The organism is Maridesulfovibrio bastinii DSM 16055 (genome assembly GCF_000429985.1).
In the GTDB taxonomy this organism is placed as follows: Bacteria; Desulfobacterota; Desulfovibrionia; order Desulfovibrionales; family Desulfovibrionaceae; genus Maridesulfovibrio; species Maridesulfovibrio bastinii.
The window spans coordinates 1-26,538 of sequence record NZ_AUCX01000032.1; the positions used below are offsets into that span (position 1 = coordinate 1).

The window sequence follows — 26,538 nt, forward strand, 5'->3', positions numbered from 1 at the left end:
AGTTTGGAAATTTAAAATTCAAGTATCGAAATAGATCGTTTTGGTGTCGAGGCTATTATGTCGACACGGTAGGTAAAAATACTGCAAAGATAAAAGAATATATCCGGCACCAACTTGAAAGTGATAAATTGGGAGATCAATTATCTCTCCCATATCCGGGTAACCCGTTCACGGGTCGCAAGTAACAGAAATGCAGCTGTCAGACTTTTAAATATGCGCCTGTTAGGGCGCTGCTGGTAACAGAGCCTTACAGGCGCATATGAAAAACCACCGGCTATGCCGGTGGATACTTATTTAATACTATATTCCATATACAATCTGACTCTAGCGGCTTTGCGAGCTTTTAAAAAACTAAGTTTGCGGATTCTATTTATTTCCGGTGTTTACATATCTGCTGATTATACAGTCAGGGTTACTATCTGGGTATTGAGGTCAAGCAGGTTGTTAATCTAGGAATAACGGTATAAAGAAATTAAATACGTTAGCTAACAAGTATTTTGCTTGAAAAATAGATCAGTTAACTATGTAAAACTACAATTTAATATACCCAGATTTAGAGCATACTATGCAATTATACATAACAGCACACATTGGCATAATACTTCTAATACTCCTTCTTAACTCATCCAGACCTATATATAATTTGTACGATATTTCTGGTCTTCGTGCCATCTGGGAAAGGATTATACCTCCACATCCTAATGATGCGAACCACAGCCCAAAACCAAGCTCTTTTGTGCTGTGGCTGATAGGTCTATATGTGGCCTTATTTACCATTGCTTCCAATAGGTATGACAGAGCTGTTCACACTTATGAAGTTCAAATTTCAAACTTTCAAACTCAAATGGCTTCGGATTACAGGGCTGAGGCATGCGGGGATTTGGTAAGGCTACAACAAATAAAAATACCTGTTAAACCTGAGATATTAGAACCTGAATTAACACTTAGTTCTTTTTTTAAATATCAAACAAACTTTGGTGATCAAAAATTGCTTCTTTCTACGGTTGAAATGTGTAAAAAGCATCTCAAAGGTGCAAATCTCACTAGGGCAAATCTTACCGCAGCAAACCTTAAAGGAGCAGAACTTACTGAGGCTTTCCTTAAAGGAACATGTCTTAAAAGGGCATACTTAAAAGAAGCACATCTTAAAGGAGCAGAACTTACTGAGGCAATCCTTATAAAAACAAACCTTGAAGGAGTAGATCTTACAGGAGCATTCATCAGGGGGGCAAACTTAACTGGGGCGAAACTTAGGGGTGCCAACCTTAGAAGGGCTGACCTTACAAATTCAAAACTTACCTGGGCTGACCTTACTAATGCAAATCTTAGGGATGCATTCCTTGCCATGTCAGACCTTACAGAGACTGACCTTGTAGGAGCAAACCTTACAGGAGCAGACTTTACCGAGGCAGACCTTAGAAGGACAAAATTTGACATCAGGACTTTATCTAAAGCCAAAAATTTATACAAAACCAAACTCCCGCCTGAAACTAAAAAAGAACTCAAAAAAATTAAACCTGAACTTTTTAAAAAACCTGACTGGTACATATATAACTAACCTCCATTAACAAACTGGCGACTTACCACAATCAACCACGGCACTCTCCTTAACAACTCCTACAACTCCGCTTTTTCCGCCATGTATTTCCCCTCCACCTGCAGGATGGGCAAGTTATCCTTTCCGGCCCAGATTTGCTCGGTGTTGCGGCCTACTCCGAAGAGCTTGCCAATTTTATCCAGTCCGGTCACTATTTCAACTGGTTTGACAACCATTTTAGTACTCCTAATGTTACCAGATCAATAGGAATCTAATCTCTGTGCATGGCCATCATTGTCTGCCAGTGATCCTGATGGACAGGACTGTAAAAATAATCAGGGGATTTTAATATGGAAAGCAAAGAATCAAGATTGCGTCCATTAAGCCTGATGACGGCACTGAGAACGGCCCTTTCCAATTCAGGATTGTTAGGTGGAGCGGTGATACTCCTCCTATCTTCGCCCCGTTTAAGATTGCAAACTGAGGGACTAATGAGGGACAGCGGAGCGATGAAGACAATAAAAAGCCCCGTATGAACAGTGTTGTTCATACGGGGCTTATTTTATCGAATATGGTGCGAAAGGAGAGACTCGAACTCTCACGGCTAGGCCGCTGGATCCTAAATCCAGAAAGGACAATACCCAACAGGATAGCTACACATACTTGACTGTAATTTTCCCTGATATTAGAAGAGATACGTGATACTTGCTCATACTCAAAAGAAACTCCTATAGAGACAAATAGGGGACAAATTATGCCAGCAGGGACAAATAGGGGACAAAAAAAATGGCCGACTTCATCAAGGTAAAAAACGTGACCGGAGTATTCTATTATGAACATGCAACCAAGAGGTTCCGAGGCAAACCAGACCGCACTTTCTATATATCTTATAAGATAAGCGGCAAACGAAAAAATGAAAAAATTGGTTTGCTCTCTGAAGGATTCTCTGCTGCATTTGCATCTCAGGTCCGCGCGGAGCGTTTGCGTCAGCTCCGTAACCAAACTCTGCCTACCGCCCTTCAGGGGAAAGACATCACTCTTGATGAAGCTTGGGAAAGATTCCGAGACACTCATCTCATACTCAGCAAAAACACAGAAACTGTATCGATAGAGGATCAACGCTATCATAAGCATATCCAACCAAGATTCGGACATATGCCGCTCTCTAGAATAACTCCATTTGATTTGGAAGAATTTAAATCCGACCTGCTGCAGAAGTATGCCCCTCAATCCACCAGCCACATAATAGGCCTGATCCGCCGGACATATACAAAACATATAGAATGGAAACTCTGGACTGGAACACCCCCCACCGCAGAGATTAAAATTCCCAAATCCGACAACGGTCGCTATCGCTATCTGACCGTTGAAGAAGCTAAACATCTGCTGGAAGAATTGCGCCCGGCTAAAACCAATAATGGACGTAAGGGGAGTGCCACAACATATAATATAACCCTGCTGGCCCTGCACACAGGAATGCGCTTCAAAGAAATTGCCAATCTCAGGGGTGAACATATCAATCTTAAGCATAGGACCTTGCGCATAGTTGAGAGCAAAAATTACAAAGGACGGACTATATATCTCACCAAGCAGGTGTTTGAGATGCTTTCCACCCTGCCTCTTAAAGCCGGAGAACTGGTTTTCCCTGGGCATAACGGCAAATCCATGATGCGGATCAGTAACGGTTTCAAGAATGCGGTCAACAGACTGAAGCTTAACGAATCCATTACTGACGACCGGGACAAAATTGTTTTCCATTCCCTGCGCCATACCTTTGCCAGCTGGATGGCCATTGAAGGAGTTTCGCTGTACGGCATAGCCGACATGCTTGGACACTCCAGCCTCGAAATGGTCAAACGGTACGCCCACCTCTGCCCAGATGTATACAAGCAGGCTACCGCGACCTTTGAAAATTATTTTAACAGCCAATAGTTTTCTTGCCATTTGCTTCCAACCATTTCCGTATCTTGGAGACTTCATATACAACCTTGGCCCCGACCTTTGAATATCCCGGACCTCGCTTTTGGCCCCTCCAGTTACGTAGAGTATTGTGAGATACACCGAGCAACAGAGCCGCCTCTGCTTCATCCACAGATAAACGCTGGTTCAACAAAGCCATCTCCGCTACCGGAGCCATGGCCTCACGCACAGCTGCACGAAATTCCTTACGAGCATCTTCGTTGGTAAATAAAGTTTCCATCACTCACTCCAAATAATGTTTATTAAAAGTTCATCCACATGTTTTCATCATGCTCTATTAATTTTCCCCTGCCGACAGGGGCTTGCCAATCGAAGCCCCTGTATGATGCTTTATTCCTTGCTCGAAAGCAGACTTGAGTCCGCCTTCGGACCAGAAATAAAACAAAGCATATTTAGTAACCCAACTACCCATAATTGCGATATTTTCGCTTACAAAATCAGCATTGCCATTACTCTTCATCCAGAATATCTACTAACATGGGGTGAGCTTTCAGCACTGGCAGCGCAAGGCGCAAAGAAGCACGGACGTACTTCGACTGCTGATTTCCAGAGGTCATTATAAGTTCTTCTTTCAGCCCGGCAGACATGGCCACTGAAATTCCTTCATCAAGTGTCGGCCGTTTCTGTCTGCGTGAGAAAGAAGGTTCATCCAAAAAGCTGGAATGCTCTGATCTTCGTGTAACAATTTTACGCAGTATTAATGCGGCGCAGATGCAGGCAAAAACAATAAGGATGTACAGCAGATTATTCATTACGCCCCCTGCCATTTTTTGGGCCCATCTTTTTGGGAGCGGATGGAACAGGGATAAGTTCACGGGGAATTTTATTTCCGTCTATTTCAACATTCTGCAGTTCATCAAAAATTGAACCGTTCACATATTGACCATTCAATATCTGGGACAGCCGCTGTGGAGAAACATTCATTATTTTTGCTAAACGTTTTTTCTGAATACCTTTTGCCCGGAACCATAAATCAAGGGCAAAGCGTTTACTTTGATCTGTTTCAATAGTAATAGTTAACGGCAACTTAGACCTCCTTAGTGATATCTGGTTTAAGCTAAATTAGTTCCTGTTTAAATCAACCTTAAAGTCAGATTTATCTAACTTTATACTGACTATCAAGAAGAAAATTAGATTTATGAAAGATTTTATTGGAGACGGCTTTCCAGAACGGCTTCAACAGATAATTGATACCGGCAAATGGAAAAAGAATGAGTTCGCAAAAATAGGCGAAGTTACAGGCAAAAGTATGTCCACATACTTTGCCGGAACCGCCCTGCCCAAGGCCAGAACACTGGCCAACTGGGGAGCATTTGCAGATATTGATATCAACTGGCTGCTGCTGGGACGTGGGGAAATGTTCTACTCACAACAGCAGGAGCAGGAAACCGATCCTATAATAAGGCGGGTTCACGAGGTTAAAAAGGTTCTGGAAGAGCTTGGCGCAGAACCGGAAGTAATTCAAAAAGCCATCCTGAACATAACCGCAAGCTCTGGCGATGAAGCCGGAGAAGAGATGGCCGGGTGACAAAAAGAAACAAATTTCCCGTCTGGTTCCGTGGTTTATACGGGCCGGACGGGAAAATTTTTTGATGGGTTAATATAGAGAGCTGGATTGTAATACAAATTAAACTATTTTAACAATTGATAAGTTAGGTAAAAAAATGGATCTTACTACAGCAATTAAATTTGCACTTGATAAAAAATCTTTACTGTTCTTAGGGTCTGGATACAGTATTGGCGCTACAGCTATAAACAATAAGAATCTTCTGACAGCCAAAGAACTTGCAAAAGAACTATGTAAACTAGCCAACATTCCTGAAACTCTTAATCTGATGGATGCAGCTGATGATTACATGGATGAGATTCAAGATATTGATAAAGTTATCGAGACACTTTCTGAGAATTTAAAAGCAAAAGAGGTTGAGCCATTTCATAGAGAAATAGCAAAAGTTCCTTGGAGGTGTGTTTTTACTACTAACTACGATAATGTATATGAACTTTCTTGTTTAAATGAAGGTAAAAATTACAAAACGGCAACCTTATCAGACAATATTAAATCTATTGGTACTAGAGAAAATCTTGTTGTACATCTAAATGGAATGGTAGAAAAACTAAACAGAGACACTCTCAATAATGAATTTAAACTTACAGATACTAGCTACTTGACAAATGAATTTATAGATTCATTATGGTACGAAAAATTTATTCGTGAAGCTGAAATTTCATCTTCTATTTTTTTTATTGGATATTCTTTATACGATCTAGATATCAAAAGGACACTAAACGCCCACCCTGCCTTAAAGGAAAAAACATACTTCATTCTTCCAAACTTTTCCGAAGAAAGGACTAAAAGAATTGCAAATAAATATGGGACACTAATCGAAAAAACAACAGAAGAGTTCTCACAAATAATTACTGAAGTACAAAAAGATTATATACCTACAACTCATGGAACTCTATTAACATCATTTGAAACAATTGATGAAAGTTCTTATTCTACAACTCCATCAAAAATTGGGTATGACGATGTATTTAAAATGTTTTTTCTAGGTAACTATGACAAAAACAAAATTTATCAGAGCTTAAGCGAAAAAAACGAAGGTAAATATTATATAAAAAGAAAAGAATTAATAAGTATTTTTTCGATTATTCAAGAAGAAAGCTATAAAAATATTTTAATCCAATCTGATTTCGGAAATGGGAAAACATTACTTCTTGAAGGGGTAAAGGCTCTTTGTGCAAAAAATGGAATTCCTTGTTATCAATTAATTGATGAAACAGAAGACTCACCAGCAGAGCTTGATTTCATTTTGAAAAAGACCCACAAGCAAGTCCTAATTATCGAAAATTACACTAGATATCAAAAATCAATTAGGCAAATAGCTATTTCGAGACCTGATAACTTTATATTAATTCTTTCAGAAAGGACGGCTATTAACGATATATTCATAGAAAAGCTATCTAACAATCTTGCTATTGAAAACGAATCAAATGAATTACTTATTTTAGATGTAAATATACTTGATGAACAATCAATTATTGATTTAGTAAACATATTCAACGACTATGGACTATGGCAAGAATTCTCCAAAGCTTCGTTTACATCAAAAATTCAAAAAATTTCTTCACATTGTAAAGGCTCAATGGCCAGCACATTACTGGAAGCCATACAATCAACAGACATAGAAGATAGATTAGCTAAAATATATGGAGAATTAAAAAACAACTCTGCCTACCGAGATATAATTACAACAATTTGTATTTTTTCTTCTATGAGCTATAATACAAATCTACAAACAGTTCTTACAATACTAAATAATCCTATAAGAAATACTATTACTTTTAAAACAAATCCTGCCGTAAGGGAACTATTTGACACTAGAACATATGAAATATCCTTGAAATCTTCTATCCTTGCTAAACATATAATATATACTTTTTTAAATTCACAGCATGTAGTCTCTATACTTATAAAAATATATAAATATTGTGACGAAAGAAATCATGGATATAATAATAAATATTTCATATTAATGAGAGAATTAGATAAATTTTCAACAATACAGGATCTTTTACCTAGAGAAAAAAGACTACAATCTTCTACAATATATTTTGATAATATAAGAGATTTAAATAATAACTCTTCAAATTATCATTATTGGTTACAGTATGCCATTTCTAAAACAGTCTATGAAGATTTTAAAAAAGCTGCTGTCATGTTTAGGTCAGCATACTCATTGTACAATGATCTTAATCGCCAAGAAAGAAACAACATGCTTGATAATCATTATGCCAGATTTATATTACTCCGTGCAATTAAATCTAATACTCACTCAAGCTACGAAAATTTTAAAGAAGCTAATAAAATTGTACAACGACAAATACACATGGTTCATGAAACACTTCATTTCCCATACAGATGTACAATATTGTATGCTGATTATTTCAGACAAGAATATTCTAATTTTGGTAAAGAAGAAATTGATCACTTTAAAATTCAAATAAATCACATCCTGCAGCAAATAGATAATATACCTGCCAATCTTCTTAGAAACATAAATGTATCTAAAACTAAACAAAGTCTTAATAAAATTTTAGAATTATTAAAGGAGAAGTAGTACTAACAATATAAATATTTTAAGCCTCCTCCCCCACCACTTGACATAACCACGTTTTTCTGGCTCTGTGAACAAAGGTGCTTCATCACACCTTTGTTCACACGCGGTTTCCGCTCCCGATAGTTGGCGGCTTTTTTGTGTCTTCTATACAGAATACCGAGATTTTCTGAACTTGTAGGCACTGCTTTATTCCAATCAATTTCGCCAAGATATTTGCCGGGAGTGCGGAGGCTATACAATACCCTTACGGGAAAATCCTCCCGCCGTTCGTGTGACGGTGATGAAGCTCCCGGCTTTTTCATTTCGGAAAAGCCAATCATCATCAATTCACACGGAGGCTTCATGCCTAAAACAATCACCATTCCACAGGCCGTCCTCACAAACGCCTATGACTTAACCATCGACATTCAGGAGCTGACAAAGCTTCTCCTGCACCACACAGCGCAGGAGAGTCACGAAGGAGCGGACAGAGTTCTGCCCGGCCATGTCACCCTGCTGGAAATTATGGTCCGCCAGCTGGACAAGCTGCTTGATAAGCTCGACTGCAATGGAGTCGGCCATGCCTGATATCATCCCCTTCGATTTCGGACAAAACGTCATAAGAGTCCATCAGGACGCCAAAGGCGATCCTTGGTTTGTGGCAAAAGATGTTTGTGAGATTTTAGATCTAAAAAACACGAGCATGACAATTGACCCACTAGATGATGACGAACGGGCTAAGTTAAACTTAGGGCGTCAAGGTGAAACAAATATCATCTCCGAATCCGGACTTTACAGTCTCATTTTCAAAAGCCGTAAACCCGAGGCCAAAAAATTCCGTAAATGGATAACGGCAGAGGTTCTACCCGCCCTGCGCAGATCAGGAAGCTATGCCTTAAACAAAAAGCAGCCCGAGGCACTGGAAAGTTTGGGAGCCGAAAACTTCAACGAACTTTATGACCTGATAACAAAATGGAGCCTTATCCAACGTGGAAAGGGCGAGATTCCGGCAAAGCAGATCCTGCCCGCCACACTGCGGGAGCTGATGAACTTCCTCGGCAAAACCCCGGATACCCCGCTAAAAGACCTGAACAGCGCAGAAACAACCCACGCCATCCATTACTTTAAAATGCAGATAGCAATACAAAAAGAATTACCCATAGAAACAGAAGAAGAAAAAGAATCCGCAAGGCAGAGATCAGAAAAAGCAAGACTGGCAGCCAGAGCCAGATGGGATAAAGTAAAAAGCTGATTGAAAAAGCCGGAGCAGTTCAGAACCGCTCCGGCTTTTGTTTTGATGGGACAGATATATTTAAATGCTTAGGGTCATTTCTTCCCAAGCTTAACCAGCTCAAACACATTCTCCACGCTTCCGGCCCCTTGAAAAGGCACATCACTTATAAAATAATCAGAGGTTTTACTTTCAACATTCATAGCTAAGCAGGCCGAGGAAGAATTTGCTTTAACCATAATTTTTTGAATCACTGAAGCAGCAATATTTCTAAGTTCTTGAGCATATTCCTCAGAAAAACCAGCTGTCTCTTTTACATACTTGGCGCATTCAATATTTTGTTCTTTATCAACCATCACATCAGTCTGATACGCCGCAACCATGTACCATATATAAGCTTTTTCATAATTTTTAGTAGTACCCAACCCTTGGTAATAAATCCTTGCCAGATATTTTGCAGAATACTTATGGCCACATTCAGCAAGGCTTTTAGCTATGAGGAAGCCAACTTCCCTATCCATAGGACAATTTTTCAATTTCGCAGTTTTAATGAAAAGTCTGACATAGGTTGACTTGATATCCCCGGATGAACCGTATCCCAACAGCTCGGCAGCTTCCTTAATATCCTTCTTACCGCAGTCCCCGTTTATAAACATTCTGGCTCTCATAACCCTGTATGATTCAGGATCAACTTTTTTCAACTCATTAAGCCAGTTAAAAGCAACATCACATTTGTCATGCAAAATATATTCTGTAGCGGCTTTAGCCATGCTATCCCCGGATTTCCTGCCCTTAATCATCTTTTCAATATAACCTTCCGGGTTTTCTGAATCCATACAATATGTATGAACATATTCGCCTACAAGTTTTTTATAGGCTGCGCTTTCTTTTTGTTTTTTAACTTCATCGGCTTGAACTTGCTGTATATAAACTTCTGATTCTTCATTTTTTACCCTCCAGCCTTTGCTGGCCATACATTGTTCTCGCAAATTTTGCTGGGCAGCCATAGTTCCGAAAGCAGAAGCCATATTTGCCAGATCGGCACCTGTAGCCATCGGATTATAATAATTAGTCTGTGAAGAAAATGTACCTTGAGCAGAATTTCCATAGTTATCATAAACGTTAACATTACCATTCGTATAGCTCGTGCCACGCGAATTTACATAAACCTGCTGATTAGGAATCCTGCTCAACGCATAGGCATTACATGCGTTGTAATCTCTATTGAAGTAATACTGTGTATTATTGGGATATTTTGGGTTCACATAGAGAGTTGTGCATCCACTAATAGATAATACGAATAAAGCATATCCAAACCATTTAAACATTTCCTCAACCCCGCAGACGAATTATTATAAACTTAAGTATAAAATTCACCTACAAGATTATATTAAAAACAACAATACGATTATTAATATGATCTCAGCTTAAAACGAATTGAAAAAGCCGGAGCAGTTCAGAACCGCTCCGGCTTTTATTTTGATGCAAAATATATATTTAAATGCTTATGTTCATTTCTTTACAAGTCCGCACTTCCCGTTCAATCTGAAGCTCCAGATTATTATCTCTGGCAACTTCCAGATCATACTTCTGCTGTAGATTCAGCCAGAATTGCGGAGTTGTCCCGAAAAATTTAGCCAGCCGCATGGCAGTATCAACGCTGACAGCACGCCGGCCTTTTACAATCTGCCCAATGCGCTGCGCAGGCACACACAAAGCCACAGCCAGCCTGTTACGGCTAATCCCGTAAGGCTCCATAAATTCTTCCAGTAAAACTTCACCGGGATGAATAGGACTAAAATCGGCCATATTTTCCTCCCTGACAACACCCTTAAATCATTCAAATCCTCAGCGGAATCAATCAGCACTAGCTTTCTACATGTCAACAATTATTACTCCCCCATCACCCTCCGCACAACCCGATTCCGAATCATAATAAGCTTATCAATCTGCTCCCGCTTCCTGGCGGGAGTCATGGTTCTGGAGTTGTGAACCTCTCTTATGGCCTTCTGAATCCTGTTTATTTTCCTGCGTACTGTGTTCAGCCTGCGCCGCTTGCCAAGCAGCTTGCGGTTCTCCTTGTCCTGCAACAATTCCTGTGCCTTGGCTTTGTCACCATTAGCTGCATAGGCCTTTACGGTCAGATAAAGTTCATCCGCTTCATGAATCATATCATAAAGCTCAGTCAGGTAACGGCTGTGTTTTTCAGGCGCATTGCGATAAAAACTTTTGATAAGCGGCATTTCATCAAGCCGCATTTCCGGCAGTTCTGGTGCGTCAGTCATTCTGCGGGTCAAAATATCCGCCATGCTCAGCACATAAACACCAAGAGTTCCGAAATATCCGTTTACAAGGTGCTCAATGCGTTTCGGGCTGGTTCCGGTTTTCTCTCCAATCAGTGCTGCCGTGGCACTGGTGTTGTAATCCTTCTGGGCTTCAGGACGCAGCCTTTGCAACCTCTTCGGTACAATGGAACGCCCGGTAAAAAAACTTTTGTCAGCCCACTGCTCCAGCAATGGTGTCACAATCTGCGGAGTATCCACATTGAAAGTCTGGGTCAGCATAAAGCCGAGTCTGTCTGCAAGCAGTTCTCCGTCCTGTCCGTCCAGAGCGAATTCAGCCAGACGTTCCGGCAGAGTCCCGAAGATAGCCCCGATCTCAAAAGGTTTAGGCAGACGGAAATGCTCACCACCAGTAAAGAAATGATAATAGTTGTCCCTGTCCCAGTCCTCAAGCTCCTTAAATTCGTCCTTGTCCCTGTTGCTGAGGTAAAGAGCTGTTGAAGCAAGAGCCACCAGCGCACCTTTCATGACAAAAGCTTTAGGATTTTCATAAGCAGCCCGGCCAAGCCTGTGCAGCCCGGTCAGCCTTGCCCCGAAAAATGGAACTGTCTCACACAGCAGACGAATTGCCGGCCAGTCGCCACCCATGGAGTAATCCATTATATCCTTGGCTTCATAAGAAGCTTCAAGGTGTGAGCCGCCTTTTTCTATAACGCCCTGATATATTTTTGTTCTGGGCGCATTTTCAAATGCGCTGCCGAACTCTTCCCATTTATTCCAGCCTTTTTTCAAAAATCCGGCCATCTTTTTGGGAGTATCAAGTACAGAACTCTCTTTAATTCCACGCTCTTTAAGCATGCCGCTTATCATCAGCCGGGTAGCGTCAGGATCATGCCCGAATGAATACCCACCATTAAAAGAAGCCCCGGCAGCCATCATTTTAATCGTTTCCGGGTCTTTGCGCATGGTTTTAACCGCACCGATAAATGAGCCGACCACAGGTTTAAAAGTATGTGTCCTGTCCACGCCCCAGGTGTGGATAGTATCCCGCACAATATTGCGCAGCATAAAGTCCGGTGTGGAGGTAACCCCGGTGGTTAAAATCCTCTTGAAGAACCGGGCAGCTCTTATGCCCATGTTGTTCCAGCCACGCATATTAACCGCTGTCAAAGCCCGTAAAAGCAGAGGATCGCCAACATGGTAATAAACAGGTTTACCATCACGTAGCACATGGATCACGTCTTTGGCATCCGGCCTAACCATCTGGAATACGGTCTGCAATGAATCACGCTGAGTTTTAGTCAGTCCGTCTACAGCCTTGTCATCACCAAGCACTTTTACCAGTGCGGAACGCAAGGCTCCGCCTCTAAGTTTTACGCCCTGCCATTTAAATTCAGCAGGAACAGCAACTCCCATTTTCTCAGCATTGGTCATGGCCTTTTCCATGGCCATATTTTTTACGGAAGCATCAATCAGGTGCGAAAAATTACGGAGGATATTTTCAAAAGGGTCCCCGAGGTTGGACTTGCCGCCCTGCAATCTGCGAATACCGGAATACTGACTGGCAATGCCTTTTTTATCACTGGGAGCTTTAACCGTCCCTTCATCGTTTATGCGGTAAAAAGGGATATACTCATCGTGCTCCCAGACCTGCCTTCCAGAACCGGAAACAACGCCGGCGGTTTCAGCAAAATCCAGAACCTTTTTTTTGAACTGAATATAATCCTGCCGCACGTCTTCATAAAGTTTTTCACGGCCTTTACTTAGTCCGCACAACTCGTCAATTTCAGCCTCGGTAAATAGTTTCTCCCGGCCTTCCGCAAGCAGCTTTTTAGCACGCAGTCCCACCAGCCAAGCCGTATAGCGGTCAAGCTCTTCAGCCACTGGTTTAAAAATTTCAGCTACACCCTTGCCTTCAACATCCGGCGCGCCTTCACGCCAGACAGGTGCGCCATGTTCAATAACCGCCTTCATCTGCGAAGCGTGAGATGTGGTCATCCTTGCGGCAACGTATGCGGATTCCTGAATGTCTTTAATTTCAGCACTGTTATCCAGAGTTTTGAGTGCGGCGAAACGGTCAAACAAACCCTGATTAAACTCTGTGCGCATAGTCTCACGCACATTTTTAAACTTCTCCATGAGTCGAACGTTATTTTCTTTTGCCCCAATTTTGGACATGGCGGAATCAAGAACGGTCCCGCCACGGGAAAAGGAAGGAGCGGCAACAGCTCTGCCGCCAGAGACTGGCCCTGAGTCTATGTCTTTAACTGTCCAGAAAACAGCATCGGAAACAATTCTGTTTATTTCCGAACGGCTGAGAGAACCGGGCATCTGAACACGAATTTTAGCAAACCAGTTTAAAAAAGCATCCACAACCATACGCCAAACTGTTTTTTCTCTGGAGCTCAGCACCTCATCAAGCCGCATTTTCTCGGCAATCCGGGCTAGGTATTCATGTGCCGCAACATCACGGTCAGCCTGGCTGGAAACATCCAGCCCGTAATTTTCAATAATCTCTTTGTAAGCTTGGTCTCTGACAGTAGAACGGTGAACCTTACCCAGCAGTGCCGCATAAGCTTTATCTCCCATAAGTCCGCGTAAACCATGGTGCGCACCCTGCTCATGGAGCCACAGTTCAACAGCACGTTTAGCGGATGAAATATTCTCCGCAACCATCCAGACCTTACCGGTTTCAGGATCATTGCAAGCTTCACAATATCCGTTGCCCTGTGCTTTAAAAGCTTTGCGGATATGCCCCGGCAGATCGTTAAAACCAGCAACAACTTCCAAAGGCAAGGCATTGCCGGCTTTGGACTGTAAAGCCTGCACAGCACTGCGGACACTCTCGGTAGAAATGTGACCTCGTGATTTCTGTTTTCTGGAAAAATGGATACCGTCATGACGATTAGACTTTTCAAGGTCATGGCGGCTTGAGGAATTGACGTTCTGCTGTCTGGAATATTCGGCAAGGGTTGAAACAAGTCCTTTGCGGACAAGCTCAATGTCCTGAATATAGCGACCGGTTGTCCCTTTTTGCTTAAAGATGGAAAGCACCCGGTCTAAAAGTTGCTTTACCTTTTTACCAAATTTTTTGAATAAACCCGGCTCTTCCACGGCCATTTCAGCCCAGAAGGAAGGTTCAAGGAATTGCTCACCAGAAAAATCAGCAATAAACTCTTCGTCAGCATGCTCGCGGCTCAGGCCATTCTCTCTTCCCGCTTCCTGCTCCAGCCGATTGCGCAGTTTATGATGCTTTTCCCATGTTCCTTCATTTATCTGGCTATCAGTTAAAGCGTAAAATTTATTATAAAGAGCAGGAGCTTCAGACTTCATTAAATGAACGATTTCATGTCCCAGCAAAAACAGATGAGGGGCATTAGCGTCAGGCCTCATAAAGACAATATTCTGCTTAAGGTCGGCGTGAGCTTCAGCAGGCAGAATCGGCAGATCGGAAGCAATATAAACAATCTTTTTCCCGAACAGGCCTGCAATTCTGTCCAGAGTTTTTACTCCCTCCCGAGAGGCCTGCCGTTTCTGGGAATAATCACTTTCCCGTCCGCCTTCCTGATGAATGATATCTGAAACATTTCCGTCAGCTCTTCCAATTCTTCCGGGCTTGACCTCAAAGACTGATCCGTCCGGGAAGTCGAGTCCGTATTCTTTTCTAAGCTGCTCTTCAAAGAGCCGGGTCTGTTCTGTTGTTCGCTTTGATTTTTCATCGTATGTTCTCCGGTCAACTGGTTCCAGAACATTATCACCAAGCGAGGCCGGAAGTCTATCCAGTTGCTCGGCAATATCCTGCAGCGGGGTTTCTTCCTGATAAAATGCCCAGCCCTTCTCCGCGCGGTTCCAGCGAGCACCGGCCTTCTTTAAAGCCTGCTTATTTCGGTAGGTCTCTCCCGTGACAATCCAGAAGTCACCCTTGGAGTTGGAGACTTGTTTGAGTTCGAGGCCTGCTTCTTTTAAGGAAATTTCAGGCCCAGCTTTCTTATTCATCCGCTCTGGAGTGGTAACACTCTCGATACGTTCAAAAAGTTCTTCAACCGTATCGGCACTGAAATCAACACGCCCTCTGGCACGGACACCTTCAGCTTCTTTACCCAGCTTATCAATGACAACAATACGTGTTTTCACTTTTGTGCCGGCACGACCAAAAGTTGCAGCGGGCAAACCGAACTCGGCAACCTTATGGGCGTGTTCAGCATCCTCGGATTCATACCACTTATTAAACTTGCGATCTGCTGCTGGACCTTCAGGGAGGATGCAGACAACACGGCCACCTTCACGCAGATGATTGAAAGCTTTGGCCAGATGATCGACCGCAGTTTTCCCTCCGGATCCAAAAGGAGGGTTCATGGCAATACCGTCATACTTGTTGACCAGTGCCAGATTCTCAAAACGATCATTGATCTTGCGGCCGTCACATATGACCGACATTTTAGAAAACAGCTCGTCTGATGACTCTACAGTCGTTATGTCCGCAGATTCAGGAAAGTACCGGGCAATAGCACCGTGACCGGCAGAAGGTTCCAAAACGGATTCTCCCGGCTTCAGGTCCAACCATTCAACCATTTTGAAGCCAAGAGGCTCCGGAGTAGCAAAGTAGTCAGATCCTTCCCTAGCTTTATTGCGGGAAGTCCTTTTCTGCTGGGAATAGTAATGGGTCTTTGCCTGATCAAAGGGAGAAGCCTGCTCGACAAAAGAATCAGCATCCTTGCCTCCGCGCCCCTGCTCCAAACTCGGAGCTCTTGAGGTCGAATCAAGGTAACCTTCACGAAAAGCTGTACGCAAGTCCCGGGCTAGTTCACCCATGGCCAGATTCTCTGCAGCCCCGGCACGTTCTGATATTTTCTGGCCGAATGCGCGGGACTCAAAAGACAATCCTGTTTTCAAATACTCGATAACCGCATCAGACATCAAACCAAGGCGATAGATACGACCTTCGGTCTGAATAGCATCCGTGGGCTTGGTAGGCAGATACAAGGAAACAAGAGCTCTTTGTTTTTCCCCAATCCTATCGTGCAGGGAAATACCTTCTTTGCCGGCATCCTTCTGCACAACAATGACATCAACACCGCTGGAATCATCATTGAATTCATTAACGGCTTTGACTCTTTCTTTCTTGGATTCCTTACCAGAGAAAAAGACCACCTTATCCCCGAAAGCCGCCCCCATTTCATCACGGACATTCTGTAGACCCCGGATATCCATTTGAGCATAGGCCGGATTATCTGCCGCCCATTGCTTGAACTGAGCCATAGCCTTCTTGTCATAACCGCATGCTTTATCAAAACGGGCAGGACTAAACGGATGCCCCGGCATGCCCTTATTGCGGGAATGAAAGACAACCACCTTGCGACCAAGGTCAAGGTGCTCCTGAACACGGTCAACAGCACTGCGAGCCTTAAGGGCCTCAAGCAAACTGGTGGTGTAGTGGTAATCAAAAGCCTTATGAACAACCCCGGCTAAATCCGGATACTTATCCCGGTCAGACATGGATTCTATTCCATTCTGTATTTTCTCACCTAGTTGCGCCGGCACATCCACGAACTGACGTGAATAATCCTTATTGAGCTGCAGACTACGACCGGAAAGAGCCCCCTTCTTTTTCAACCATTCATTGAACTGCCGTTCCATAAGCGCGGACTCTACTCCGGATTCGGGAACAGTCAGCTTGTTATAGCGCATTCGGTAACCGAACTTGCTCATCATGAACTGATCCCAGTTGGAACCGGTGTTGTAGGATCTAAATCCATCCTCTTTCATCCCGTGATCGCTATCAAACAGAAAACCGTCCGCATAACGGACAGTCTTGTCGTAAGCAAAGGGAGAAGCGGAAAGGAAAACAACCTTGGTTTCAAGGAGTCGTTTGGCCTTATCCTCGATGCGCTGCATCAATGCTTTGGGAATGTATTTTTCGTTGATAGTCCAAGGGGCTTTTTCAGTCTCTGCGTTCAACTCAAAATCTTTATGCTTTTTAGCTGCTTTCAAAATCTCATCAGAAAAAGCCATCTTCGCACTCTGCTGAGGAGTGAACGGTCCGGCCAGCCTGTTCATCATCTTCCAGGCATGAGTTTCTTCACCCTGCGCATTCTCGCAAAGCTTATGGGATTCATCAAAAACAAGCAGATCAAAATCACGTTTGGAAAGGGCTTCATTCTGCCCGAAGTTGGCATATGTGGTAACGACAACGCCCCGACCACCGTCATTGATTCCGCGGAGCTGGGTAATGTTGAGATGCAGATTGCGCCCGTCCTCAATCCAATCACGAGCTTTCTTATCGGTAGGGACTACAATGGCTATATTGGATTTGCCCTGACGCTCAAAACGCTTGATAACCCCAAGACCGGTATAGGTTTTCCCGGTCCCAGTGCCGTTGGTAAAAAGCATACCCCGGCTGGTATCGTCTTTGGTATTGGCAAAGCGTTGTTCGACTTTATAAACATCGTCCTGCTGTTCAGGAAACAGGACAGGAAGAGTTTCACGGATATTTTGAAGATTCCCGGGGGAAACCTTAATGGAGGAATCCGCCACTTTCTGCTGACGGACTTTTTCTTCTAACGATAAATGTCCACCTGAAGATGCTTTTCGAAGGCCTCTTCCCAAATCTCCGGAATATTCCCCGGATAGGCTGGATGCAGATCCCGAAGTTCTTCCTGCTGTTGCTGTGTCAACCGATTCTCCAGAGTCATCAGTTCTACTGCTTCGTCCAGGTCCAGAACTTCCGGAAGTACGCTGCGCAGATCCATCCTGCCGCTCTGTTCCAGAAAAGCTGTTATCGCTTCTCTCTCCATCACCAGAGGAAGAACCTGAGTGTAAGAGGTTATCGCTTTGCTGGAGTACCCCTGTCTGTCCAACCCGTTCTCCATTTCCTGAATCACCAGATCTGCCATTTCCGGATTGACTGGAAACAGCTCCTTGGCCCACTTGGTCCGAAGCTTCTGAGTCTCTGCTATTTGATTCCAGATTGCCTGCGGTACTTGATACATTATTCTCTTTCTCCTTACCTTTATTTATATCCCCAATAAACGCCTTGTCAAAACTTTCTACTGAATCAGGTACAGATACCCCCGGCAACAGTCCTTGATCACCGTAAGACATAGACGCTAACTTTGCATATTCCTCACACTGCCTTTTAAATCTGAAAGCTTTGGTTCCTTCATCCCCTTTAGCACCAAATGCTTCAGCAAGTATCCGCGTCCTTTTATCATCAAGCCCCGGAACAGTCTCAACCAACTGTCCTTGATTGAGAAACTGTTTGACCGAAATGGATTCACTTCTGGCCTTGCCGGCAATACGCAAAGCATTCTGCACAGGGGTATTCAAGCTCCAATCCGGACCCCGGTTATTAGCCTGAATTAATGCAGGCAACGCCTTATCAAGCTTTACCAGAGCAGAGGGAGGAGCCATATCCAGAACATCGTAATTATCTACCACTACGCCACGGAGGACGGATTCAACAAAATTCTTGCCGGCACTATTAAGCAGCCCGGTTTCTTTATTGGTAAACTTGGCTAGCTGGGTTTCCTCAAGAACTCCATCCCTTTTAAGAGCGTTCATAAAATCAGCAGACTTTGAGGAATCTAGGAAATGTCTCAGGGCTTCATGGTTTTCCATCTCTGCGCCAAGATGAGCAAGTGATTCATCGGACAACATTCTGCCTCTGGACACTGCTTCAGCTTTAGGATCGAGTCCCTGAGTGAAATCCTGATTGTAAATTCTGGAAGCCCTGGGCATATCCTTCACTTCGTCCTGCAGCACTCGGACAAGAACCGGCTTTTTCATGCCCTTCAAATCCTCGGACTTCAGTCCGAACTGCTTGGCCTTGCGTCTCAAGACATTCTTGTAACGCTGTGCCTGGTCGGAATGCTGGTCATAAGCCAGAGCCAAGGACATGATCCGGGAGTTTCCGCCAAGGGTAATTCCGTCCGAGGTAACGATCGGTGGTCCACTGGCAGCGGTAGGGTTGTCATTTACAAAATGTTGGGGTTTAAGCGGTGAAGCATGCCCTTTCACCTTCTGCTGTTCACCGGGATCCGAATGGTAAGGACGCTCCTGCGCTTCCTGAGGATAGGATGGATTCTTAATAAAATTCTTCAGCGCATCATGGGAAGGAATGATATCATCCAATTCACGAAATTCATAACGGACCTTATCCTGCCCATCAGTATGTTCAAGAATTGCTTCGCTTCCTTTGCCCCTTTCAGACAATACCTCTTCCAAAAATTCATTCTGCCTTCTTGCCGTAATGACATCATGCTGCTGTAAAGGTTCAACGGCACTATCCTTAAGAAGATCCGTGTTTACGCTTTCCAGCCCGCCAGTCATTCCATATGAAGGGAATTCAATCTCAGGCTGCTTAGAAGATTCAACCTCCGGCTCACGTATGAGCGGATCACTCCCTTTTCCTTCACTTTTCAATTCCCCAACAGCTTTCAACCAGTCTTGTTCGAGGTTATGATCCCAGTTTCGATTAAACTCAGCAGCTTCAGCAGCTTTCTTATCAAAATCAGGATGAGATACAACTTCGGGAGCCGCCACATCATACATACCGGAGGCCTCACGAAACATATTTTCCCGATACTGATCACTAGATCCGCTCAACCCACCTTTGAACTCCGGAACAATCATCGGTTTTTCCTGCAACAGAAGGTCAATAGGCTCAAATGGACTCAAAACCTGAGGTTGACCAGCAGGTGACAGTAAGGAAGCATCTTCAAAATCAGCAGGTCGCCATCCATTCCGCATGGCCATTTCATGATTAATTTTTGCTTCCAATGCGGGTTCAGGTTTGAACTTGTAGCGTTCCTGAATATCACCTTTTAAATTTTCAGCATCAAAAGGCGGTTCAAACTGGGCATCAATTATCCCCTGAAGCCCGAATCCGGGACCACTCTCAAGTTCCTGCCTTTGATAAAATTCCCTCATTTTATCCAAAGGAGGCCTTACATCAACTGGCTTTCTGTTCCGCCCGTCTTCATTCTCAGATGTTGTTGCAGCAGATGATTGTTCAGGTTCAGTTTTAACTTCACTATCTTCAAGCAGATCAACAGGATTACCTGCTTTTATATTTTCAATTTCAACACTGGCTTTGGGTTCTTCGGTTGCCGTTTTTTCTTTTTTGATATTTGACGGACTTAAAAGCTTATGCCCGATCTTATGAGCTCCAAGCTGCAAACCTGCCCCCACAGCAACCGGACCGGCCTGAGTTTCTGCAAACTCTTTTAATGAAGGATCAGTCTTCCTGAGTCCTACATCCTTTCTTATTCCTTCCTGACCAAGATAGGTCGCATACTCAGTGGCTTCTTCTTCACCTATTTCAGCAGCAAGCGTGGCCGGGATTCTAGCCATAGCTCTTTTGGAAACAGCATCGGTTACTTTGGATAGTCCGGGAATTTTAGCAGCAAGTTTGCCCACTACGCCTTTCACCAATCCTGCAGTGAAAAATTGTGATATAGCTTCAGGTCCAGCTTCCCACAAACCGATTTCCGTGGCTTCATCATCAATATCTTTTTTCAGTTTCTCCCATTGCGATTCAGTAATTTCAACATCATTTTCTTTAGCAGTATCAAGCATTTCATGCAGAAACTGATTCTTTGCCAGACGATAGAAAGCCACTCCGCTCGTCCCACCGGCTCCGACCATTCCACCAATAACATTACCGGGACCAGGCAAAACCGATCCGCTCAAGGCTCCTGCACTCATACCCGCCACACCGGTAGCGGCACTGGTAACTACTCCCGCCGGGCCTTCGTAAAGGGCCTGATGCAGTTTGTCTCCTAAAATAATCTGTTTAGAAGGAACTCTGGAAGCCTTATCTTTCTCCTGCTCGTCAATAAGCCTCTGTGCCCATGAATCATCATTAACTTTAACATCATCTCCCTGCCAGATACGGGCTATATCCTCTGGGAACTGGTCACGCAGAGCATTAAAAAGGCCATAGCCAAGTTCTTCAACACCACCCCAGAATCCGTTGCGATCAGGAATATCATCAACCGTTATCGGATGTTCAGGATTCTGCAGATTATATTGGTCAACTGCACCCTGCAATTTTTGAGTTTCAGGATTATTTCTGACTGTAAATAAATTATCATATAATGAATCAATATCCTGTGGAGACAAAACATCAGCAACAGCCATTAGCGACCTCCCATATATTTCAATGAACCTTTAACAGGCTAAGCTTTGCTGTCCTGCTTAATCCCGAGATATTCCAAGGTATCCAAATATTTTTTATAATCAGGATTTTCATATCTGCCGTTGTAAATTTTCTTTGAAGGTTTTCTCAAAATCCTACGCACCCGTCCTTTTGCATCTTTTCCCCACAAGGTTCCGTCTTTATCAACAACGCTGGTTCCCTTATACTGATCAAGATAATTTTTATTTTCAGAACCTTCCGGCCTTTGTTTTTCAGATAAATCAGAACCGCTTTTCGCTGAATTGTTACCCCGGTACGCTTTACTTTTTCCCGGTCCATTATTTCCAATATTTTTATCAGGACCGCTTACTCTTCCATTTGCAGGGTGGCCCTTTGCCGGTCCCGGCTGTCTGGACCTTTTAATTTCATCAAGAACCATATCTCTGGCTTGCAAAAATGGAATCCCACTCTGCATTTCATTAAGCACGGCAATAGTCAGCTTTTCCATGGCAGGATCAGAAGGCGCATTCCCGGTAATTGGATCCATCTCTAACTTAGGATTTAATGATGAAGCCAACTTGTTATAAACAGTCTGTTGATCCCCAAGTGAAATTTTAATTGGCTTTTTAGCCCCGGCGACTTTCATATCAGAATAGACTTTACCTGCTTCCGCACGAGCCTTAGCTGTTTTGGCCTTTTCAAGCCCCATTGCTGCCGTTATCTTTTGGTTTTCAAGAATCTTCTTATCACGATCTAAATCTTCAGGTTGTAGCCCATGAGATAAAAGCTCCTGCATTGAAAAAGTTCCCATATCTGCATTTTGAACTTTCTCAGTACTTGAAAATTTATCTTTAAAACTTGAGGGCTCCTTTGGTTTATTACGAAGGATATTACCCTGTTGATCCATAAGGACATAACCAACTGATTGATTCCAATCCTCTCGGGATGCAGTAGGCACCGCTCGAAAAACATCACCGTTCTTATCTTTAAAAGTTTTCCACCTTGATGGATCACTCCAGTTTTGGGCATTACTTCTTGCCGTTGCTGTTCTGGCTCTTTCACCAATTTGCATAAAGATAGGATTAGAGTGAATTCCATTCCCTGTTACCTGCTCACCGCGCATAATCTGGGAGAGAGCCTGACCGGCTTCTTCCTCTGTTACATGGCGAACATCTTCCCATTTACCTGTTGAATCAGGCCTAAACTGTTCAACAAGAAATCCACTTTCATCATCAATATAGCGATATGGAATAGGAGCAACTTTCGATGCCTCTTCTATATATGGCCGAGCCGCTTTAAAATCTCCTGATTGAATGTGCCGCATAGCCTCCGTTGCATAAGGCCTAAAGTTCTCATATTGACGCTGTAACTCTGCTTTATCCGCAGCGGCTTTTTTTAAACGTCCCTCTTCTGTTTTGGCATATCCATCATAAAATTTACCTTGAGCAATCATTTCAACTTTTGTTTTGGGTACAGGTATTGATTTCCCCTCAGCTGCCATTTGCGAGTAATTATCTACAAGAGAATTGACCTCCCCACTCTCTTTCTGCTGTCTTTCATACTCTTCTAAACGAGCGGTCTGCATTTTCATTCCAAGGCCATGAGTTTGAGCCCTTCTCTGATTTTCCTGTAAACCGATAATTCCACGGGCCAATCCAAGACCATCAGCCAAAGTGAACCCACCATTTCTGTTAGGCATAAATTACTCCACTAGAAAAGATTTGATGCAGCCCCACCAATAGCCCCAATAATTCCTCCGGCCATTGTACCAAGCCCAGGAATTACGGAACCGGCACTTGCCCCGGCAATAGCTCCACCAGCGGCTCCACCAAGAGCACCGCCAAATGAAAAACCTGAAGTTGTCTTAGTCTGCCTTTCCTGCCCCATCGCTCCATAGCTTTGTGCTGCTTGTCCCATACCCTGCAAAGCTTTACTTGAAACATCCTCTACTGGAAAAAGTCCGAGTCCCGGCATAGCTACCTCCTATGATGTTAGCCCAAGGCCAAAACTTGTAGCCTGTGACAATCTTTTATAATTTTCATCTTCCGCATTTCTGCGTGCGGTCTCTTTACCAAACGCTGTTGCTTTAGCCCTTTGCATATTCAAGTTACTCATTGTATCTGCCATGCGTGCAGACGAGGGATTGCTGCCCATGCGCCCCATCTGCCGGGCAGTGGAAGCCGCCGCATCCTTGAATTGATGTGCAACAGAAGCAGTAGCCTGCCCCATGCGATCAGCAACATTCACACCTGTTAAAGACTGATTAAGAAACTTATCTGCCGCCTGAGTTGTCTTTGGCAAAAGTCCCAGTCTGCTATCCAATTGAGCCCCGGCAAGCTCTGTCTGTTTACCTACAAGACCTAAGCCTGCTTCATTCTGTGCCGCCTGTAGCTCATAAGAACTCTTTTGCGCTGAAGTTTGACTTGGCAAAACATCTTGGGACGCTGCCAACTGCTTTTTTCCCAATTCGGTTTGGAGCGGAATCAATTCTTTATTCGCTTCTATTTTTGCCTGTTCCATTCCTGCGTTATTATCCATCCAAAAATCATAAAATCCCTGCCCCATCTTCTGCTGTTCTTCAGCAATAGTAGCCATTCTCGCATTGTATTCTTTGTCGTATGATGAGGTAGTGGTTTGTCCGCCGCCTTGTCCCATAGTAATCTCCTAGTTTAAAGTTTCACGGGTTACATAAGAAAATAGAGACGGAATAGACGCACCTGTCTCTGCATCAAAATATCCAAAAGGCAGTTCACCAAGAACCTGCATGTAAGGTGATTTTTTCACCCTCCTGCAAGCGGCACGGTTTTTTAACGGAGTATTCCCTATAAGCATGTCGAACAAATATCCTCCGTACCCATCTTCCGTGTGAAGCAGTGTTGAAATGGTAAACAGTGCTATTGCATTAGCTTTGTTGCCCCAAAAATCCCGGAACAGACAGAAATGAAAATATGCGCTTTTATGCTGAACATGATTAACCCAGCAAAACCCGGCAATTTCAGGTCCTGAGACAATGACAAAGAGATGTGAGCCATGCTTCATATCTTCCAGAAACAGCCGGGAATCATTCAGACTGCCATCCATGAAAGTAATACGAGTAAGCCCCTCTTCCTCCGCCCTGAGGTACAGATTCTCGACATATGAGTCGGGCATGTTCCGCACGCCGTCACTTTCAAAATAGGCAATAAGTGCCAATTTATTTTCAGGCATAAGGATTATTCTCCTATGGCAATATAGTTTACGGTTCCCTCTGCAAGAGGGTTTGCACCGGTAAGAGTCAATGTGGCTGAATCAAAAATTATTTCTGTTTCAGCCATATCATTTGAGGCCTTTGGTTTTCTGACCGTCATAGAGACACTTATGGAATGGACTTGTATGGAAGCATATGCAGACCCATATTCTTCAGGTTTATGAGCCGAAGCAGAAGCAGAGGCCGATACTTTTGCAGAACTTACAGGCGGTGTAATCTCAACAGTGTCAACAATGTTTTGCCCATCAGAAAGGCCGCCCCTCAAAGAAAATCCAGCACTTGCACTGGCAAGATCGGTCGCTGTTGTTCTTTTTGAATAGGTGAAAGTATAAAAAGCTTTTACACGTTCCCATCCATCCCCGGCTGAAGGATAGGGAACAGGGAATCTGTCATAGTCACTGTCGGAATCAGATCCTGAAGGATAGGAGTTGGCAGAAGCAGAGGCATGTGCTTCTGGATCAGTGTATTCAGTGTACCCGCTGATGGTCCTTTCATCATACTTCAAACCGTCCGCAGTAACAAAAGTTCCCTCGGAATCACTGGCTGTAGCCTTTAAATATATTTTATGAATACCTGAGTTCAGACCTGAAATAAAAGTTATGACTTCTTTAGGACCAAGAGTCTCGCCTATTTCAACCAGCTGTTCTGATTTCTTCTCATTATCTACATAAATTTCAATCAGAACATTTCTTTTGTGATATGTGTTTATTATTTCGGTTGGTTTTTTACTTCGCACATAACATTTTATTGATGCGGCAGTGCAATAGTTCGGAGTGGTATAAGCTGAGGTTCTTGCAAAATCATCATCGGTTGTAACCAGATCGGAAAGCCCCACATTAAAATCTGACGATCCCGCAGCGATAACGAGTCTGGCATTGGCTTTAAATTTATATCTGTTGTTATACCCTTCTATTAAATCAATCTCTGTAACATTGGTATTTAAAGCTTGATTTACGGTTGGTGACGCATGGTCATAGCAAGTGAGATTACGCGGACTAAGCTGTATTTTAGGTGGGGCTAACCAGTATCCGGGGATTTCAACCCACTCACCGTTATTAGCCCATCCGGTTTCCCAGCGCTTGAGCGCCTTGTACATACGGTGGTCATTATCCAGCCAGCGATAAAACTGTATATCCCCGCCAAACAGGACCATGTAATCCATTTCGGCAGCAACGTTACCGTCAACGTCCAAAGCACCGTCCTGTCCTATCATTAAGCGAGTTTTATTGCCGGATGTATCCAGCAACAAGTTCCCGGCTCCGGCAAAAAGCTTTGCACCTTCCTGCATACGCAGCAGACCGTTAAGGCCCAACTGAATCTGAGCGGAAGCAGCTAGGAAAGCTCCGGTAATTATTTCAGCATCCAGAGTTCTTGCTGAAATGGAACCGTCAACAATCATATTGCCGTCAATGCCGACTGTAGGCACTCCGTCAAGCGGAGCAATGACAAACGGAACTTTCGGAGTCTGGCCCGGTGTTATCACCGCAAATTTATCAACAAGAAAGACAGCTTCAGACGTAGCCCCGTCATTAGCAACACCAAACCCGGCAATATAGCCATTCACATCAGTCTTTATATAATACTCGGCAGCCAACGCCCCATCGGCATCAGCTCTTGCTGTCGCTTCGGTTTGTATAGCAGCGGTGTTGTCGTCAACATTGGCCTGCACTATTTGGACTTGTGCTGCCAACGCACCATCGGCATCAGTACGGGCTGTTTCCTCTGTTTTAACACGCGCATTTACTGATCCAGGCAAAGATTCTGGACCATCAACAAGATCAATTCGGCTATTCAGATCGCCATACAATTGCCCCTCGGTGATGCTGTTCTGCAAAACATGCAGAGACTCTTCACGAGCTGTATCAAGAGAGGCTTCGACCAAATATCCGCCCTGCTTTGGAGCCCATACAGAATATTTGCCAGCCCAATTGAAAGACCGAATCCAGTAGTAATGAGAGGTGCGAGTATTAAGCCCGGAATGAGTGTATTCAGCAACAGGCTTGGTTACGACTGCGATCCGCTC

The 26,538-nt window shown here is 43.7% G+C and carries 22 protein-coding genes; 7 read left to right on the forward strand and 15 right to left on the reverse strand.

Going from position 1 to position 26,538, the window contains the following annotated elements; genetic code table 11:
- Window positions 1–185: IS200/IS605 family transposase (locus tag G496_RS0113865; protein WP_027179804.1), on the forward strand; the 185-nt coding region annotated here is incomplete at its 5' end.
- Window positions 186–565: 380 nt separating this feature from the next.
- Window positions 566–1,558 (forward strand): pentapeptide repeat-containing protein, encoded by a 993-nt coding sequence (locus G496_RS20680; RefSeq protein WP_051295066.1) that lies wholly within the window; start codon window positions 566–568, stop codon window positions 1,556–1,558.
- 59 nt (window positions 1,559–1,617) lie between these two features.
- Here G496_RS20680 and G496_RS21195 read toward each other — a convergent pair whose 3' ends face one another.
- Both G496_RS21195 and G496_RS20980 read right to left on the reverse strand, forming a co-directional pair.
- Window positions 1,618–1,773: a hypothetical protein gene (locus G496_RS21195; protein ID WP_156900666.1), complete on the reverse strand. Its 156-nt coding sequence runs from the start codon at window positions 1,771–1,773 to the stop codon at window positions 1,618–1,620.
- A 35-nt stretch (window positions 1,774–1,808) separates the two neighbouring features.
- Window positions 1,809–2,087 carry a DnaB-like helicase N-terminal domain-containing protein gene (locus tag G496_RS20980; protein ID WP_084407580.1) on the reverse strand — a complete coding sequence of 93 codons (279 nt, stop codon included), beginning with the start codon at window positions 2,085–2,087 and terminating at the stop codon, window positions 1,809–1,811.
- A 236-nt stretch (window positions 2,088–2,323) separates the two neighbouring features.
- Between G496_RS20980 and G496_RS0113885 the strand changes: the two genes are divergently transcribed.
- On the forward strand, window positions 2,324–3,469 hold the full coding sequence (locus G496_RS0113885) for a tyrosine-type recombinase/integrase (RefSeq protein WP_027179805.1): 1,146 nt from the start codon (window positions 2,324–2,326) through the stop codon (window positions 3,467–3,469).
- Here the strand turns inward: G496_RS0113885 and G496_RS19850 are convergent.
- The 4 genes from G496_RS19850 to G496_RS0113905 are packed head-to-tail and all read right to left on the reverse strand — an operon-like array spanning window position 3,456 to window position 4,543.
- The gene (locus tag G496_RS19850; protein ID WP_084407581.1) at window positions 3,456–3,737 is read right to left on the reverse strand and encodes a helix-turn-helix domain-containing protein; all 282 of its coding nucleotides are present in this window, start codon (window positions 3,735–3,737) and stop codon (window positions 3,456–3,458) included. The two genes, G496_RS0113885 and G496_RS19850, sit on opposite strands and share 14 nt — an antisense overlap.
- Before the next feature lie 57 nt (window positions 3,738–3,794).
- On the reverse strand, window positions 3,795–3,977 hold the full coding sequence (locus G496_RS0113895; protein ID WP_027179806.1) for a hypothetical protein: 183 nt from the start codon (window positions 3,975–3,977) through the stop codon (window positions 3,795–3,797).
- Complete coding sequence (locus G496_RS0113900) at window positions 3,967–4,269, reverse strand: hypothetical protein (RefSeq protein WP_027179807.1); 303 nt, start codon at window positions 4,267–4,269, stop codon at window positions 3,967–3,969. Before G496_RS0113900 ends, G496_RS0113895 begins: the two co-directional genes overlap by 11 nt.
- Window positions 4,262–4,543 (reverse strand): helix-turn-helix domain-containing protein, encoded by a 282-nt coding sequence (locus G496_RS0113905; RefSeq protein WP_027179808.1) that lies wholly within the window; start codon window positions 4,541–4,543, stop codon window positions 4,262–4,264. The genes G496_RS0113900 and G496_RS0113905 overlap by 8 nt, the downstream gene beginning before the upstream one ends.
- A 112-nt stretch (window positions 4,544–4,655) precedes the next feature.
- Between G496_RS0113905 and G496_RS0113910 the strand changes: the two genes are divergently transcribed.
- Window positions 4,656–5,045: a helix-turn-helix domain-containing protein gene (locus G496_RS0113910; RefSeq protein ID WP_027179809.1), complete on the forward strand. Its 390-nt coding sequence runs from the start codon at window positions 4,656–4,658 to the stop codon at window positions 5,043–5,045.
- Window positions 5,046–5,181: 136 nt separating this feature from the next.
- Window positions 5,182–7,638, forward strand: a complete 2,457-nt coding sequence (locus G496_RS0113915; protein WP_027179810.1) for an SIR2 family protein — start codon at window positions 5,182–5,184, stop codon at window positions 7,636–7,638.
- A gap of 2 nt (window positions 7,639–7,640) precedes the next feature.
- Here the strand turns inward: G496_RS0113915 and G496_RS21365 are convergent, their stop codons facing one another.
- On the reverse strand, window positions 7,641–8,000 hold the full coding sequence (locus G496_RS21365) for a hypothetical protein (protein WP_211233850.1): 360 nt from the start codon (window positions 7,998–8,000) through the stop codon (window positions 7,641–7,643).
- On the opposite strand from G496_RS21365, the gene G496_RS0113925 reads away from it, so the two are divergent.
- Together G496_RS0113925 and G496_RS20685 are read left to right on the forward strand one after the other, a co-directional pair.
- Window positions 7,981–8,205 carry a hypothetical protein gene (locus G496_RS0113925; protein WP_027179812.1) on the forward strand — a complete coding sequence of 75 codons (225 nt, stop codon included), beginning with the start codon at window positions 7,981–7,983 and terminating at the stop codon, window positions 8,203–8,205. The genes G496_RS21365 and G496_RS0113925 overlap by 20 nt on opposite strands.
- The gene (locus G496_RS20685) at window positions 8,198–8,869 is read left to right on the forward strand and encodes a BRO-N domain-containing protein (RefSeq protein ID WP_051295067.1); all 672 of its coding nucleotides are present in this window, start codon (window positions 8,198–8,200) and stop codon (window positions 8,867–8,869) included. Before G496_RS0113925 ends, G496_RS20685 begins: the two co-directional genes overlap by 8 nt.
- A 74-nt stretch (window positions 8,870–8,943) precedes the next feature.
- Here the strand turns inward: G496_RS20685 and G496_RS0113935 are convergent, their stop codons facing one another.
- From G496_RS0113935 to G496_RS0113970, 8 genes are all read right to left on the reverse strand, one after another.
- A complete protein-coding gene (locus G496_RS0113935; protein ID WP_156900668.1) occupies window positions 8,944–10,176 on the reverse strand; it encodes an SEL1-like repeat protein in 1,233 nt (410 codons plus the stop codon).
- 169 nt (window positions 10,177–10,345) lie between these two features.
- Window positions 10,346–10,657, reverse strand: coding sequence for a HigA family addiction module antitoxin (locus G496_RS0113940; RefSeq protein WP_027179814.1), 312 nt, complete (start codon window positions 10,655–10,657; stop codon window positions 10,346–10,348).
- Between the two features lie 83 nt (window positions 10,658–10,740).
- Complete coding sequence (locus G496_RS0113945; protein WP_027179815.1) at window positions 10,741–21,270, reverse strand: LPD38 domain-containing protein; 10,530 nt, start codon at window positions 21,268–21,270, stop codon at window positions 10,741–10,743.
- Between the two features lie 38 nt (window positions 21,271–21,308).
- Entirely contained in the window at window positions 21,309–22,967 is a 1,659-nt protein-coding gene (locus tag G496_RS0113950) for a hypothetical protein (RefSeq protein ID WP_027179816.1), read from the reverse strand.
- An 11-nt stretch (window positions 22,968–22,978) separates the two neighbouring features.
- Window positions 22,979–23,242, reverse strand: coding sequence for a hypothetical protein (locus G496_RS0113955; RefSeq protein WP_027179817.1), 264 nt, complete (start codon window positions 23,240–23,242; stop codon window positions 22,979–22,981).
- 9 nt (window positions 23,243–23,251) lie between these two features.
- A complete protein-coding gene (locus tag G496_RS0113960; RefSeq protein ID WP_027179818.1) occupies window positions 23,252–23,923 on the reverse strand; it encodes a hypothetical protein in 672 nt (223 codons plus the stop codon).
- 9 nt (window positions 23,924–23,932) lie between these two features.
- A complete protein-coding gene (locus G496_RS0113965) occupies window positions 23,933–24,475 on the reverse strand; it encodes a hypothetical protein (RefSeq protein ID WP_027179819.1) in 543 nt (180 codons plus the stop codon).
- A gap of 5 nt (window positions 24,476–24,480) precedes the next feature.
- The coding region (locus tag G496_RS0113970; RefSeq protein ID WP_027179820.1) for a phage tail tip fiber protein at window positions 24,481–26,538 on the reverse strand (2,058 nt) is incomplete at its 5' end.